Consider the following 15,156-nt stretch of genomic DNA (forward strand, 5'->3'; position numbering starts at 1 on the left):
TGCTTATATCCCCATGCGCCCTACCGCGCTCCCCGGGAAGAGGATTATCATGCGCCAACATCTCAGAAATGCACTCGCCGTACTTGCGTCTGTAATCCTGTTTTCACTGGCGGCCACGACCGTAACGGGCGAGGGGGTGGACCTGACAATTACTTCCCTGGACTACACGAACGACTTTGAGACGGGAGATCCCGTTACCATCGTCCAGAGCGGGCGGGATGCTGGCACTGTATACAAATACAATTTTTACGACGATGATGATGATAACTGTGGTGAGCAGCGGTGTATCCCCGAGAACTGGTATGCGAAGAATTTTGACGACGCAATCTGGGATTCAGGAGCCGCACCATTCGGCAATAATGATCAGGCCGGCGCCAGTCCGGGCACGATGTGGCAAACAGAGGATGATCTGAATGACCACGTCATAATTCGCCATCACTTTACTTACAATGATGAGTATGATGCAATCAGTGCAACCCTGAACCTGGCCTACAATAACTACTATGTCGCCTACCTGAACGGGAACCTTATTCGAGACTGCTATTCTTACCAAAACAACAACAATTGTTATCAAGGCGACGCTGCATACTGGAACAATGAACTGACCTATGACGGAGGCTCCCAGTCAGGGCCTAATCAAGATTGGCTAGTCGAAGGTGACAACGTACTTGCCATACTAGGGAGAGATAGTACTTGGGGTGGGGACCCTGATCAGTGGCTTGATGTCGAACTCGTGGTCAACGTCCAGTCCTGGAGGGAAAAACCGATTATCCTCGGTGATGACCTGTGGCTGAGGGTGATTACTTCCAACGTGGGAAACGAAACCGCTGAGAACTTCAGTGTCACGCTGGAAATCGAGGGTGAGGAGCTGGGGAATACTACCATAACTGAACTGGCACCTAATGCTACGGCTGAAAGTGTGTTCTACTGGACTCCGGAGGCGCTCGGAGACTTTAATCTCATGGCTTTTGCTGATGCTGGGCAAGATGTTGGGGAAAGCGATGAGAACAACAATACCCTGAATCGCACAATACATATTGGGTTCTATGCGTACAATCTTACTGTGGAATCAAACCATGTTGTAGGAAATGTTACAGAGATTTTCAGGTACAATCTAACTGTCACTAACGAAGGCGACGTGGAAGACAATTTCACCCTCTCAGCCTCAGGTATTTTCTACAATTGGGATTGGACCCTTACGCCCAGCGTACTTCACCTGCAACCCGGAGAGGGCGGGAATGCGACTCTTGAAATAGTTCCGGACAGAGAGACGTTGGCTGGGAATTACTCCGTGTTCATGAGTGCCAGGTCTCAGTACTATAGTGAATTCAGGGAGAGCGTAGTCCTGAGTGGCCGGGATAACGAGACAGAATGGTGGTGGGCCCATTCCAATAGCAGTAACACGCGACTCTACTATTGCACGGACAATGATGAACCCGACGACCCAGATTATGAATGCGATATCAGCTGGACCGAACTGGACTTCGACTATGATGACAACTGGACCCTTGACCCGGCACCCTTCGGAGATACCGACATAGGCAATGTAGACAACAACACGGTCTGGCAAGGCAACAGTTACGCCTACTTCCGCCATATATTCACTATCGATAATATCTCGGCTTACGAAGGGGGCAGCCTGAGCCTGAATACTGCGGCAAACAACTACGGGACCTACTACCTGAACAGCCAGATAGTGTTCAATGACATGCGGCAGGGTCAGGGACACACCGCGAATTACTGGAACGATGAAACCCTGTTTGGACCCGAACTCCTGCAGGAGGGCGAAAATATCCTGGCGTCAGTAGTCCGGGAAACTGGAAACACCCAGTGGTTTGATGAGGAAGTGGTGGCTGTTTTCTCCCAATCCGCAGCCTGGGATTTCGTTCCGCTACCACTGGAACTGGAAATGGAGGTACTGCCGACCTATAATTTCTCGCTCTCGGCTCCCATTAGCAACAAGCAGATTCCGGACGACACTAACTACACCTTTCAAGTCTGGATTACCAATCTGGGAAACATCGGAGATACCTATGAGATGGTAGTCACACTAAACGACACCTACAACTTCACAATTCTTAACTACACCACCACTGAAATGCACAGCGTTGTTGGAGAGGGGGCAATAGGTTACATTAATGTCACCATGCGCGACCTTATCGAGGAAGACGCGCGTGGCGGTTTCAATGTTACTGTAATTTCGCGCAACTCGACCGAACAACTCACTAAATGGATTGAGCTGACTGCAAGGCTCTATATCGTGCCTGACACACTGCGTCCTGTTACGGAGGCTATAACAGATCCACTCGTCAACTCGACCTCGTTCCAGGTAGGGTGGGAAGTAGCCGAATGGTATCGCCTCGATGAGGTGCTCGGCAACGACACCTTGGTGGTAACCGTCGAATACCGGCGCGACAACGGCAGCGGCGGCTGGGAGGAGTGGCAGGTGTGGCAGGTCTTCACGGCCGAGGACGAGGACAATCCGCTCGGCAGCGGGAGCGGAACCTTCTCGCTGGGTGAGGACGGCCGCAGCTTCCAGTTCCGGGCAACCGGCCTCGACGACGACGGGCTGCTGGAGGACAAGACGGGACGCAATGACACCGAGACGCTGGTCGACACGACCCCGCCGACGGTCGCCGTTTCTAGCGACCCGGCCGGCGCGCTGCTCAGCACCGACTATCTCGAGCTGAGCTGGGAGAGCAGCACCAGCGACCTTGCTGGCTACGACCTGCAACATTCGTTTGACGGCGGCGCGTGGGAAACGCTGCTGGCCGACTCGCTCGCGACGCGCTACGACTACTACGTCACGGCCGACGGTAGCCACGCCTTCCGCGTCATCGCGAGCGATGACGCGGGCAACCGCGACGTGCCCGACACGCCCCAAATCAGCATGGTCATCGACACCGCAGCCCCGACGGGGAGGCTCGCGTCGCTGGAGCCGCTGACCGGCGCGCTGGCGGTGACGTTGCTGCCATCGCAGGACAACGCCAGCAGCTACAACCTGAGCTACGCGCGGATTGCCGAGGAACAGCTGCTGACCGCCATCTGGGCGTGGCAGGAGCTCGGCAGCTGGAACGCAACGCAGTCGCACGACTTCGACGTCGTCGACGGCTACGCCTACTACTTCCGCTACACGCCGGTCGACGCGGCGGGCAACGTCGCCGACCGCGACTCCCTCAGCGCAACTTACAGCGGCGACGGAAACCCGGGCCAGTCGTTCCCACTGCTGCTCCCCGCTATCATCCAGCAGGGCGACCTGCAACTCACCGTGCACGCTGGCCTGACGGAACTGGCGCGCAGCAACGCGCCGGGGATGGTTCTCAGCAACCAATTCTACTACGACACGGCGACCGCCACCATCCAATTCGGGAACGGCGCGAGCGGCTACCTGCCGACCGAGGGGGAGTCTATTACCATCGCCTGGAGCGGCTACGACGCCGCGACGCTGGTTGACCGCACCCCGCCCTCCGCCCCGCGCAGCTTCGAGCTGACGCTGGCGGTCGGGGGGACGACGGCGCAGCTGCGGTTCCTCTATTCAGCCTCGGACGACGTGGTCGAGTATCGCATCATCCGCAAGGATTCGCCCAACGCTACCGGCGACCTGCTCACGACACTCGCCCACAGCGAGGGGTACCTGACGTACGTCGACCAGCCGCCGGGCGAACAGCTCTGGATTTACCGTGTCATAGCGGTCGACCGCAGGGGGCAGCTCTCGCCAGCGGTCGAGGCGACGGTCGATCTGACACCAGCGGTGCAGCCACTGACGGACGGCGACGATGAAGCGGGGCTGCCGCTGATGACGCTGCTGGCGGGCGCGGCGCTGGTGCTGGGCGGTGGAGCGGCGGCCTGGTGGTTCACCCGGCCGCCGCCCGTGGCCATCGCGCCGGTGCTGACGAGTGTCGCGTCGCCTTTCACCGCCGCCGGGGCAGAACTGGCGTGCGACGGATGCGGAACCGTCTTCGCCCCCGACGAGGGGGAGACGCTACACTGCCCCGGCTGCGGGCAGGTCGGGCCACCCCCTTCCTGAAGCGCTGACGCAATCTTATAAAGCGCATTACAACATACGGTAGACAACCGGAGGTTGATATGTCGCTGGAAGAAATCGATGACCTGTTCTACCTACTCGAAAACCCGACGCGGCGGCGCATCCTGAAGCTGCTCTCCCGCGAGCGGCTCTACCCGCTGCAGCTGTCGCGCGAAATTGACGTCAGCCAGCAGGCGGTGGTCAAGCACCTGCGCATCCTCGAGGAGCACGGCATGGTCGCTTCGCGCGACGAACCGAGCGACAGGGGGCCCAACCGGCGCGTCTACCGCGCTTCGCGCTCGGTCTCGCTGCATATCGACGTTGGGCCGACGACTTTCCGTGAGCAGGCGGCACCGATGGCCGAGGATGCCAAACTGAGCGCCGAGCAGCTGCGCATCCGCAGCGCTATCTCCGAGGCGCGCAATATGGAGCCGAGCGCCCGCATGGACCTGCTGGCGCGCGTCGGCGAGGATTTGCGCCACTCGCTGCATGCCCACGAGCAGGAGCGGCAGCAGCTGCTGGCGCTAATCAGCGAGTTGAACCGCGAAGTGGGGCGCTGCAGCCGCAAGGCGGACTGCAGCTACGACGAGCGGCGGATGCTGCACCACATGCTCCAGAACCCGAGCTACACCATCGAGGGCGCTGCCGCCGCGCTGGGGCTGCGCGAAGCCGAGGTACGGCTGCTGCTGACGGGGCTAGAGCAGCGCGGGCTCGCCCGCTGAACATTAAATAGGGGAACTAAATCGACGGATGATGCGAATTCTCTACGGCACGCTGGTGCTGTTACTCGTCGCCACGGCGGCCCACGGCGAGGCAACCTACCGCGTCGACGGACTGCCGCTCGACTACGCCCTCGGCGCGACCTACGAGGTCACGCTGACGGTGAGCGACCCCGACGCGGTGACGGGGGTCACAATCACGACCACTAACGGCTCGCTCTCCGCCGCGGATGAGTTCGGCGAAGGCGAGGCACACGACCTGCAATTCGGCGCGGACGACGGCTGGAGCTTCTTCTGGCAGGCGCCCGCCGACGTACACGAACTGGGCAAGGGCGAGGCGGAATTCAGCGTCACTTTCGCCGGCGAGGATGACTCGACCTGGGCCAGCTACGAAACGGTCGTGCGGCCGCCGCCAATCCACGCCGAGGATGAGGAAGCGACGCCCGTTTGGGCGCTGCAACTGGCATGGGGCGGCGTCGCGCTGACTGGGATCCTGGCACTGGCTGCGGCATTCGTGCTGCGGCGCGGCTGAAGCGGCTATCGTCGGAGACGCGGGCGCAACGTATATATCGGGCGACAAACGTCCCTGATACCTGCCTACGGGCAGAGGACATAACCATGAAACGCAGAATTGTGAACGATGAGCAGGCGGTTTCACCTGTGATTGCGGTCATCCTGATGGTCGCAATTACGGTCGTGCTAGCCGCTGTGCTGTATGTGTGGGCCTCCAGCTTCCTGGGTGGCACCACTAAGAACGCGCCGACCGGCAGCACCATGGCAACCAAGACCTCAGGGAACGTCTGGATCGTAGAAATGATCAAGCTGAACCCGCAAGTCTCGGTGAACTCGGTCCACTGGTACCTGCTGGACATCCAGGGCAACACTGTCAGTGATGGCCTGGTATCGGCAGTCTACGGCTATTATGCCGGTGAGGGCAAGGGCGTCATCTTCGTCGACAACGACTTCGATGGTAAGCTGAGCCCGGGCGACAAGTTCGAGGTCCACCCCGGTGAATCCGGCTCAGACCTCGAGAACACGAACTCGGTAGACGACTACAAGTTCCGTCTCAAGTTCGAGCCCACCGGCGACACCATCGGCTACGACACCCCGCTGTCATAGACCTGACGGGCTGAACAGCCAAACAGGGGCGGCCCACAGCCGCCCCACCCCTGCCGCAAGCGGCGCTAGCTGTGCTAGTAGCGCCGCCCGGCAGACCCCATTTTTACAACTTCAGCTCAGCTCGAAGTGTGCACACTCTAATCGTACCGCTCCCTGCGAGAGCTGGCTGACGTACCGCACGCAGTGCAGGTCGCCCGCGCCGAGCCGCGCCAGCAACAGCGCACCGGTCTCGCGCTCGCAAATTGCCTGCGCCCCGTCAGCGAAGCTGAAGATGTGGAAGCCACCGTGGACCGCTTGCGGCTGGCGCGTCAGATCGAGGGCGAGCAGTAGCCGCTCGCCCTCCCCCTCCGCGTCGTGCAGCAGCGAGTAGTCGCCCGGACCGTAGCACTCGTGGCGGCAGTCGCCCAACGCCCAGCGCGCGCCGGTCGCCTGCGCCAGCCATTCCGCCAGCGGCGGCGAGCGCCAGAAATCGGCCAGCTGCGGCGGCCCGGTCGCGCGGACCGCGAAACCGGGCCACTCCTCGCGCGTGAGTTTTCCGGCGGGCGGCAGCTCCGGGAGTTCGGTGAGGAAGCCGGAGAGCTGCACGACGCGCTCGCGCGCCAGCTGCTCGCTGACCGCAGCGAGCGCCTCGGAGTCGCACCACGCGGAGGCGATGGGGGCTTCAGCCATGGTACCACCCCGTCACCGTCAACCGCTGCACCTCGCCAACGACCTCTGCAACTTGGTGCCACGAACGCGGTGAGACGCGGAACAGCACCAGCGAATTGAACTCGGGGACAATACGCTTCACGGCGCGGCCGGCGATGTCGCCGGCCGCGTCAAACAGCTCGAGCGCGCCGCCGTCCTGCTCGCGCAGCCCGCGCGTCAGGTGCAGCGACCAGGCGACCTGCCGCCCCTCGACGCGGTCGTCGTGCGGCAGCAGGAAGTCGCCCTGCGCGTAGACGTAGGCGGCGAGGTCGAGGCTACGCAGCGGGGGCGTGGAGAACGCCGTCGCGACCCGGGCGCGCCAGGCGGGGTCGCCCAGTGTGCTGCGCAGCCCCTCCAGTTGCGGGGCTGCGCCCAGTTCGCGCGTCGAGGAGTAGCTGAACAAATCGGCCTCGCCCGGTTCAAAAACTTGCTCAGTGAGCCACTCCAGCTCCCCCGCAACGGCGTCGAGGTCGAGGAAGTCGTGGACGACCGCGTGCGGGAACGGCGCCGGAATTACCTCAATTTCATGACTGCGCATCGAACCACCCGCGCATGCCGCGCACCGACCCCAGATGGGTGCCGGTCTGGTGCGGCCCCATTGCCAGCTCGGTTTGCGCCAGCCGGGGCCGCGCCGCCAGTAGCCGCGCTGTCGTCGCAACGGCATCCTCGCCAGCGGATACGCCGTCGGCGACGAGCGCCATCCATGTCTCGAATTCGTCGCGTACTTGCGCGATAGCCGCGCCGCCAGCGGCAGGGCGCGGGCCGAAGTGGGTGTAGTGCAGCCATTCCGCGTCGAGCGCCGCCAGTGCGTCGAGCGACTTGAGCGCCAGCGCATGGTCGTAGCGCGGCGGCGTGACCGGGAACGCGCAGTCCAGTTCGGGATACCAGAGCCCCAGCGCATCGCCGACGAAAACCTCGCGGTCGGCGACCCACGCGACATGGTGCGGTGCGTGGCCCGGCGTGTGCAATGCCCTGAGCTGCGTCGCGCCGAGGTCAACGACGTCGCCGTCCTCGACGGCGGCGACACTGTCCCGCGGGACAGGGAGCGGCTCACCGTACAGTTCTGCAATCTCCCCCAGGAAAACGCGGCTGCCCTCCCAGAGCCGCTGCGGGTCGATTACGTGCTTCTGCGCCTTCGGGTGAACTAGCGCACGCGCGTTCGGCAGCTCGCGCAGCAGGTGGCCACCGGCGCCGAAGTGGTCGAGGTGGATATGCGTCGGCAGCACCCAGTCAACATCTTCCGGCGTGAGGCCAGTAGCTGCAATGCCCTCCATGAGGCGCTCCAGTGCGCAGGCGGGGCCGGTCTCGATTATAGCATTTTTCTCGTCGAGCCATATATAAATAGTGATGAAGCCGGGAACGCCATTCGGCTGAAGGTCGAACCAGAACAGGTGCTCTGAGTGGCGGTGCAGTTCCACGCGCCCGCAGCGGTGGAGGGGTAAAACTACGCCGTCGGCCTTAAACCGGGGGCGCCAATCGCGTGGCCCGTTGAGTCATGAAGTATATCATTGTGACTGGCGGTGTCCTTTCCGGACTGGGAAAGGGCGTAACCTCTTCCTCGATTGGCGTGCTGCTACAGCGTGCCGGGTACCGTGTTACCGCGGTCAAGATGGACCCCTACCTGAACTGCGACGCGGGGACCATGAATCCTTACGAACATGGCGAAGTATTCGTCATGACCGATGGTTCCGAGGTCGACCTCGACCTCGGCAACTATGAGCGATTCCTCAACTGCAACCTCACCGCAGCGCACAATATCACGACCGGAAAGGTGTTCCGCTCCGTAATCGAAAAGGAGCGTCGCGGCGACTATCTGGGGCAGACCGTCCAGATTATCCCGCACGTCGTACACGAAATCGTCGATTCGATGCGCGGCGCTGCCGAGAGCGCCTCGGCCGATATCTGCCTCGTTGAGCTTGGGGGAACGGTGGGCGACATCGAATCGATGCCGTTCATGGAGGCGGTGCGGCAGCTCCACCGCGAAGAGGGGCACGAGAACGTGATGTTCATCCACACTACACTGGTACCGGTGATTGGCGCTGTTGGCGAGCAAAAGACCAAGCCGACACAGCACTCGGTCAAGGAACTGCAGGGGCTCGGCATCCGGCCTGACGTTATTGTCGGCCGCTCGACCGACCCGCTCGAGCCGGATATCGCGGCCAAGATTGCCTTTTTCGCCGACATTCCTCCCGAGAACGTGGTTTCGGCACCCGACGCTGAGTCAATCTACCATGTCCCGATGCACTTCGTCGACCAGCAGGTTCCGCAGCTCATTGAGGAACGGCTGGGGCTGAAGCGCCGCGAGCCCGACATGACGCAGTGGCAGGACTTCGCCGAACGCGTCAGCAACGGCACGCGCGAAGTGGAAATCGCACTGATTGGCAAGTATACCGACCTGAAGGACTCCTACATTTCGCATGAGGAAACGCTGCGCTACGCCGGTGCGCTGGAGGATTGCCGCGTCCGCATCCGCTGGCTCGAGGCGCCCGACCTCGAAGAAGCCGGGAACGCCGCGGCACTGGAGGGCGTCAACGGCGTCGTCGTGCCGGGTGGCTTCGGCAACCGCGGTGCCGAAGGCAAAATCATGGCGGCGCAATGGGCGCGTGAGAACGGCGTGCCCTACCTCGGTGTCTGCTTCGGTTTCCAGCTGGCAGTCATCGAATTCTGCCGCCACGTCCTCGACCTTGAAAAGGCAAATTCCAGCGAGCTTGACCCGGATTCGGCCCACCATGTCGTGGACCTGCTTCCCGAGCAACACGAGGTGACCGAGATGGGCGCCACGATGCGGCTGGGAGACCACGATGTGGCGCTCGACAAAGGCGTCGCGAGCGAGCTTTACGGCAGCGACTCAATCCAGGAGCGGCATCGCCATCGCTTCGAAATCAATCCAGACTACATCGAGCGCATCGAGGCGGCAGGAATGCGATTCACAGGTCGCGACACCTCGGGCCGCCGCATGGAAGTGCTGGAATTGCAGGGGCATCCCTACTTCCTGGCATCGCAGTTCCACCCTGAGTTCAAGTCGCGTCCCGACGCGCCTTCGCCGCTGCATCTGGGACTGGTGCGCGCAGCGCTCGAGTATACAGCATAAGTTTATAACTAGCCAGAGCCCCTCGGGGGCATGTCCGAAGAGGATAGAGAATACCCTGAATTTACCGCCCCGGCGCCTACGGCTGAGAGCGACGGGCCTAATGTAGGCGTTATCCTTGCCGCTGTTTCTGGCTTGCTGGTAGTGGTTGGCTTCTATTTCGGATTCACCAGCCTGCAGGCGATGGGCGAAGGACTGGTAGCTGCCGACATGGATGCACAGCAGGGGCAACTCATGCTGGGCTACCTGCTGATTACGGGTGGCATATTCCTAGCGGCGCTGCTCTCGCTGGGCGGCGTTATCCGCGGCTTTTTCTCCAGCGACTAGACCGTTACTGTCCGGGTCAGTTTGAGGTCCAGCAGGCCATCGCTTAGCAGGACTGTGTAGCTGAAGGTGGTCGAGCTACCGTCGGTGCTGCTTGAATCCAGCTTCAGCACCAGCGCATAGCCGTGTGCCGCAAAACTGTTCTCGAACTCCCCTGATGCTGTAGCGAATGCCGCCTCGGCAGTCGCGCCGCCATCCAGCTCGGCGTCCAGCGCCGGCGGCAGGTGTGCGTCGAGCATTGTCAGTAGCGGTGCCGGGTCGTGCCGCTCGCCCTGGTACCGGCCCAGATTGGCCGAGTGGGAAACCGAAATCGAGATAGTGAGCAACGTCAGCGTCATCAGCAGGCCAGCTATCATCAGCATCTGGCCGCGGTTGTTCATGCTGTCCCCCGCGGGCCATACCAGAGGCTCAGTTCAAGCTCCCACAGTTCGGAACCGGCCCAGACCAGCCGGAAGGCGATGCTCACTGTCCCTTCTGGCGTGCCGCGCTCGACCAGCGCCTCACTGCTCCCACCATGCGTCCCCGTCAGGCGATAGCTCGCCGCCGCCGGCAGCCCACCGTCCAGGTACAACTGCAACGCGCTGCTGTTATCCTCGCTGAGCCAGGTCGCGAGCGTCGATTCGCCTGCGCCAGTCTGCCACTCATCAAGCACCTGCAACAGCTGCATCCCCTGATGGTGCAAGTTGTCGTCGCCAACCCGGGTCGCATCGCTGGCTGGCAAGCTGATAACCGCGACGTTGACCGCCGAGGTGAAGAGCGTCGCGACCAGCAGGACCTCCAGCACGTGCATCTGCGCCGCGCGGCCGGGCAACTTCATTTCAGGCGACAGTACCTGGACTGATGACCGAAGTAGCGATTCCCATCATTTCGAAGATCAGCCAGCCGATGAAGAGCAACATCGAGGAACGGTTGAACGCCGAGTAGAGCCTGCCAGTGGACATGAAACCGGCCGCCATGCCGTTGCCAATGCTCTGGACAATTATGCTGTAGAGGAAGATTGTCGAAATCCAGACTTCGTTCAGGTTGCGCACCTGTAGGTTACCGATAGACATCGAACCTTCTGCGCCGGTGGCAGAGGCGGAATCGGCAATCGCCGGGACGAAAGTGTTGGCCAGGACAAGGATAATAATCAGGTAGACCAGAAACGAAGTGTAAACCACCATGATATAGCTGGTAACTTCCTGCGCTCGCTCAGTCTCGAGCGCCTTGATTTCCTTGGCATCATACGAGGCGGCGAGCAGGATGTCCGAAATGCGGCCTCCCGCACGGTTGGCCTCATCAACCATGCGGACCGCCCGAGTCACGATTGGTGATCGGACTCGCTCGGTGAACATCCCCAGCACCTCACCGAAAGAAATTCCCCATGAAATCTGAGTCGACATCTTGTGCACTTCGTCGTTGAGGTTTCCATACTCTCCCCGCGCCAGCGTCTGGATAGCAACGGTCATGCTGAGACCACCCTTCCAGTACTCAGCCAGATCGCGCAGGAAGTCGGGGAATTTCTCCTCGACCCGCGCCCGAAGCTTGTCTTCACGCCAGCCCCATATGCCATAAGGCAGCATTAGCGCAATCAGTGCGAAAACGTAGTAGTCAAGGGTCGAAATTTCAGGATAGTGTCGATACCAGGTTATGGCTTCTACATCCTCATCGATACCGCTAATCAGAGGGTCAGCGTCACGGCTCTCGTTCTTGGCAATCGAAGGGAGGCCATACATATTGGGCGTAATCGTGAAGGGGCCATCGTTCATGGCCTCCGGATTGTCGAACTGCGAGTCACCGTCGAAATCGGTGACGTGCGTTGTCAGGTCGGCCTGGTGGTTCAACTGCCCCAGCGCGATGAGCGCGCCACCCATCATCAGCGAGAGGAAGACAACGACATAGGCCGTAATGTCAGTCTTGCCCCCCTTCACCTCGAGCCACTTTTGCGCCAGGCGGTAGGTCATCCAGCGCCGCTTCTTGCCGGTCCGCTCATCGCGGTAGACCCGTTTCTCGAGATTACCAGCCATTAATCGATTGCGACCTCATTGCTCAGTGAGAGGAAAATATAGGCGAAGAAAATCTGGATTATCGGGAACATCAGGAAGACCATTATGTAGAGGTGCTCTTCCTCCAGTTTCATCCCGGACCCGGAAACCCAGAAAGTAATCACGGCCATAATCATCGCGAAAATTGGCAGTGCCACCGCCATCACCACATACGCTTCCGCAAAGAGTGCCATCTGCTGGATGACGCTCTTCACATGCACCCGGTTGGCCTGAGCGTAGTATTCTGCCCGGTTCAGGAAGTAGAGCTTCAGGTTACCGCCCGAGGTAAGCGTGCCAACAATTCCCTGCAGGAACTCGGCAAACCGTTCCGAGGGCGACCGTTCGACGCCCTCCTTGAGTGTCGTCACCAGGTCACGGCCCATGAATTCGATGGAGTGGTAAATCCAGGCGGCGTCGCGCGAAATCTCGCCATAGATATCCTCGTTACGGGCGAGCGACTTGAAAATCATCGCCGGCGTTGCGTTAGCCGCCGCCATCGCTGCCGTGTAGCTGGCGGCGAAGGGCAGCTTGCGGTCCATATCCGTAGCGCGCGAGCCGACTCTCAGCCCGGGCTCGAGCCAGTTCACCATCGCTATCAGCAGCGGCAGCACGATAACCAGCACCAGCGCCAGAACGGCCTGTATAAATTCCGAGACGATAATCGGCTCACCGTTCGGGCCGGTCATCTGCGCCAGGAATGGCACGCCGACGGCAATGAACGCAAACACCAGTACCAGTCCGGCGATAAATGTAACTAGAACCTGCATCGCGGCGTGGGCAACATAGCCTTCGGGCAGCAGCGGAATGCGTGCCTTCACGAGCTGTTGCTTGAGCTTGTAGGAATCCTTGGTCAGCAAGCGACCCAGCCAGCCGAAAAGGAGCAGGCTGAGCGACTGCAGACCGCTTAGAACCACCGGTGCCACCAGCGCGGATTGGCCGAGCGCTCAACACGCTTCGCCAGTTCAGCCTGCAGCTTGGTCGTAGCCTTGGCCTGCCGGGCCTCTTCCTTGGCTGCTGCGCTCGCCTGCTTGTCCGGGCTGGAGGCGAGCTTGACCTGCCGCGCCTCGGCCCCGACACGGGCAGATAGCTCACGGTTACACGACTTCAGTAGCCGGCCCGCTTCGCGCACGGACAGGCTGGAAACATCTCCAAGCCCGAGCTGCGCCGCGGCAGGCGTCAGCTGTCGCAGCGGGGCGTAGCGGGCCTGTGCCTTCAGCATATCACGCTCGAGATAGGCGTCCGACTTGGCGCGTCGGGTCGCCTCCTTTGCCTCAAGCTTGGCGCGCTTGCCTTCATCGTCAGTTGCGGCCGCCCGGGCATCGGCCTTCGCACGAGCCGCTTCTTCCTTGGCTAATCGCTTCTGGAACTTCTGCTGCACCTTGGCCGGGAACTCGGTGATATCGACACCCTCCTCGGCCGCGCCAGCACCACTCAAGTCAAGGTCACGGTCCTTCATCTTGCGGCGACGTTTGCGGCCGCCCACCTGCAGGTCAGCGTAAACCTGGCGCATCACGTCCTCGGGGTGTACGTAATACTCGGCCACTACACGGGCAAAGTCGCGATAGTCCCGGATACTCTTCTTGAGGCACCACTCAATGACCAGCTGCCGCCGCTTGATTTCATCCATGATTTCAACGCGGTTCAGGTTAGCTTTCATCATGATTTTCTCAAGCACGTAGGACTTGCCGGTGAAGACGAACTCGTCGGTGGCGTTGTCCCAGCGGAAAGCCTCGTTGGTCAGCAACTCGTGCGAATGGGGATCAATACCGATAATCTCGACGATGTTCTTGTTGCGCCGCACGCGCTTCCCACCAACGCGGGTCTGAATCTGGATTGAAATCGCGTCAAGCGATGGAATCAGCACGCGCGGAATCTCAATCGGCTTGTTCTCAAGCCGGTGCACCAGACTCTGGATTGAATCGGCGTGGAAGGTGGAATAGGTAGTGTGCCCCGTCGCCATGGCCTGGAACAGCACATAAGCCTCTGCGCCACGAATTTCTCCCACAATGATGTATTCCGGCCGCTCACGCAGCGCTGCTCGCAGCAGGTCGTACATGTCGACCACTCCCGCCGCCTTGACGCCCGCCATGGCGGATTCACCACCGAAACCCTCGCGGGTACAGCCGGGAATCCAGTTGGGATGCGGCAGGTTCAGCTCACGCGTTTCCTCAATACTCACAATCTTGTGCTGCCACGGCAGGAAGAGCGAGCATGCGTTGAGCGAAGTGGTCTTGCCGGAAGCAGTACCACCGACAAACAGCATCGACATGCCGTATTGCATCGCGAGCCAGAAGAAGGCAATCTGCATCGAGGAGAAGGTCTTGAACTCTAGCAGGTCCACCGGCGTGAACGGTTCGTCACGGAAACGCCGGATGGTAAAGGTCGAACCTTTCGTGGAGACCTCACGGCCCAGCGTCATGACGATACGCGAGCCGTCCATCAACGTTGCGTCGAGCAGCGGTTCAGCAATCGAGATGTGCTTACCGCAGCGTTGTGCCATGCGGATGATGTATCGCTCCAGCTCGAATTCGTCAGACCAGAGGACATTGGTCCGCAGCGACTCGAAGCGCCGGTGGTAGACGAACACCTCGACGCCGGGGCCGTCGCAGGAAACATCCTCGATGTTCGGGTCGTGCATCATGGTATCAATCATGCCGTAGCCCACCAGGTCACGCTCGATGTAGTAGTGGATTTTCTCGCGGTTGCTCTTGCGGCTCGGAAGCCGGTACGCGTCGAGGATGTCGTCAACCGCCTGATGCAGGAACTCGTCCTGCCCCTCCTCGAGGGTCTCGCGGCTGATGTTGAGCGCTCGCTGGAGCACTGACTGGATAGTGTCCAGATCCTGCTTCTCCTGCTCGCTCGCCTTGGGTTCGACAACGTAGTAGAATCGTGAATAGTCACGCTTGTCGAACAGGATTCTGACATAGGAGAAGGGTGGCCTTACGGGGTAGGTGTCGAGTTCCTCGAAATCCTCGCCCAGCTCGATGTCGTCCATGACGAGGTCGTGGATGACGCCTGCCTTCTCGGCCGCCTTGCGGGCCTGCTCCTGCTGCTTGCGTTCCTTGCGCAAGCGCCGTTTTTCACGCCATGAAAGCTGGCTCTCGTCGACCGTTTCCTCGGACGGCGATAGCATACCAAGAGGGTCTGATTCCGTGTCAATCGAGTCGCCGG

The 15,156-nt window shown here is 60.8% G+C and carries 14 protein-coding genes; 6 read left to right on the forward strand and 8 right to left on the reverse strand.

Annotated elements, in window-relative coordinates; all coding sequences use genetic code 11:
• Positions 1-13: 13 nt before the first annotated feature.
• From QGG57_02090 to QGG57_02105, 4 genes are all read left to right on the forward strand, one after another.
• Entirely contained in the window at positions 14-4,027 is a 4,014-nt protein-coding gene (locus QGG57_02090; protein ID MDP7006968.1) for a CARDB domain-containing protein, read from the forward strand.
• A 59-nt stretch (positions 4,028-4,086) separates the two neighbouring features.
• Positions 4,087-4,746: a helix-turn-helix domain-containing protein gene (locus QGG57_02095; protein ID MDP7006969.1), complete on the forward strand. Its 660-nt coding sequence runs from the start codon at positions 4,087-4,089 to the stop codon at positions 4,744-4,746.
• Positions 4,747-4,777: 31 nt separating this feature from the next.
• On the forward strand, positions 4,778-5,275 hold the full coding sequence (locus QGG57_02100; GenBank protein ID MDP7006970.1) for a hypothetical protein: 498 nt from the start codon (positions 4,778-4,780) through the stop codon (positions 5,273-5,275).
• Positions 5,276-5,361: 86 nt separating this feature from the next.
• The gene (locus QGG57_02105) at positions 5,362-5,862 is read left to right on the forward strand and encodes a type IV pilin (GenBank protein MDP7006971.1); all 501 of its coding nucleotides are present in this window, start codon (positions 5,362-5,364) and stop codon (positions 5,860-5,862) included.
• Between the two features lie 111 nt (positions 5,863-5,973).
• Here QGG57_02105 and QGG57_02110 read toward each other — a convergent pair whose 3' ends face one another.
• From QGG57_02110 to QGG57_02120, 3 genes are read right to left on the reverse strand one after another with little or no spacing between them, the layout of a single operon-like run.
• The gene (locus tag QGG57_02110; GenBank protein MDP7006972.1) at positions 5,974-6,531 is read right to left on the reverse strand and encodes a hypothetical protein; all 558 of its coding nucleotides are present in this window, start codon (positions 6,529-6,531) and stop codon (positions 5,974-5,976) included.
• Positions 6,524-7,087, reverse strand: a complete 564-nt coding sequence (locus QGG57_02115; protein MDP7006973.1) for a 2OG-Fe(II) oxygenase family protein — start codon at positions 7,085-7,087, stop codon at positions 6,524-6,526. Before QGG57_02115 ends, QGG57_02110 begins: the two co-directional genes overlap by 8 nt.
• On the reverse strand, positions 7,074-7,967 hold the full coding sequence (locus tag QGG57_02120; protein ID MDP7006974.1) for an MBL fold metallo-hydrolase: 894 nt from the start codon (positions 7,965-7,967) through the stop codon (positions 7,074-7,076). The genes QGG57_02115 and QGG57_02120 overlap by 14 nt, the downstream gene beginning before the upstream one ends.
• Positions 7,968-8,044: 77 nt before the next feature.
• Here QGG57_02120 and pyrG point away from each other — a divergent pair, with 77 nt between their 5' ends.
• Both pyrG and QGG57_02130 read left to right on the forward strand, forming a co-directional pair.
• Positions 8,045-9,640: a CTP synthase (glutamine hydrolyzing) gene (pyrG, locus tag QGG57_02125; protein ID MDP7006975.1), complete on the forward strand. Its 1,596-nt coding sequence runs from the start codon at positions 8,045-8,047 to the stop codon at positions 9,638-9,640.
• Between the two features lie 30 nt (positions 9,641-9,670).
• Positions 9,671-9,964: a hypothetical protein gene (locus tag QGG57_02130; protein MDP7006976.1), complete on the forward strand. Its 294-nt coding sequence runs from the start codon at positions 9,671-9,673 to the stop codon at positions 9,962-9,964.
• On the opposite strand, the gene QGG57_02135 is transcribed toward QGG57_02130, so the two are convergent.
• Genes QGG57_02135 through QGG57_02155 form a run of 5 tightly spaced genes read right to left on the reverse strand, consistent with a single transcriptional unit; the run spans position 9,961 to position 15,118 of the window.
• Positions 9,961-10,341: a hypothetical protein gene (locus QGG57_02135; protein MDP7006977.1), complete on the reverse strand. Its 381-nt coding sequence runs from the start codon at positions 10,339-10,341 to the stop codon at positions 9,961-9,963. The genes QGG57_02130 and QGG57_02135 overlap by 4 nt on opposite strands.
• Entirely contained in the window at positions 10,338-10,778 is a 441-nt protein-coding gene (locus QGG57_02140; GenBank protein ID MDP7006978.1) for a hypothetical protein, read from the reverse strand. Before QGG57_02140 ends, QGG57_02135 begins: the two co-directional genes overlap by 4 nt.
• A 1-nt stretch (position 10,779) precedes the next feature.
• On the reverse strand, positions 10,780-11,967 hold the full coding sequence (locus QGG57_02145) for a type II secretion system F family protein (GenBank protein MDP7006979.1): 1,188 nt from the start codon (positions 11,965-11,967) through the stop codon (positions 10,780-10,782).
• Positions 11,967-12,908, reverse strand: a complete 942-nt coding sequence (locus tag QGG57_02150) for a type II secretion system F family protein (GenBank protein MDP7006980.1) — start codon at positions 12,906-12,908, stop codon at positions 11,967-11,969. Before QGG57_02150 ends, QGG57_02145 begins: the two co-directional genes overlap by 1 nt.
• The gene (locus QGG57_02155) at positions 12,890-15,118 is read right to left on the reverse strand and encodes a type II/IV secretion system ATPase subunit (GenBank protein MDP7006981.1); all 2,229 of its coding nucleotides are present in this window, start codon (positions 15,116-15,118) and stop codon (positions 12,890-12,892) included. Before QGG57_02155 ends, QGG57_02150 begins: the two co-directional genes overlap by 19 nt.
• Positions 15,119-15,156: the final 38 nt, after the last annotated feature.

The organism is Candidatus Poseidoniia archaeon (genome assembly GCA_030748895.1).
In the GTDB taxonomy this organism is placed as follows: domain Archaea; phylum Thermoplasmatota; class Poseidoniia; order MGIII; family CG-Epi1; genus UBA8886.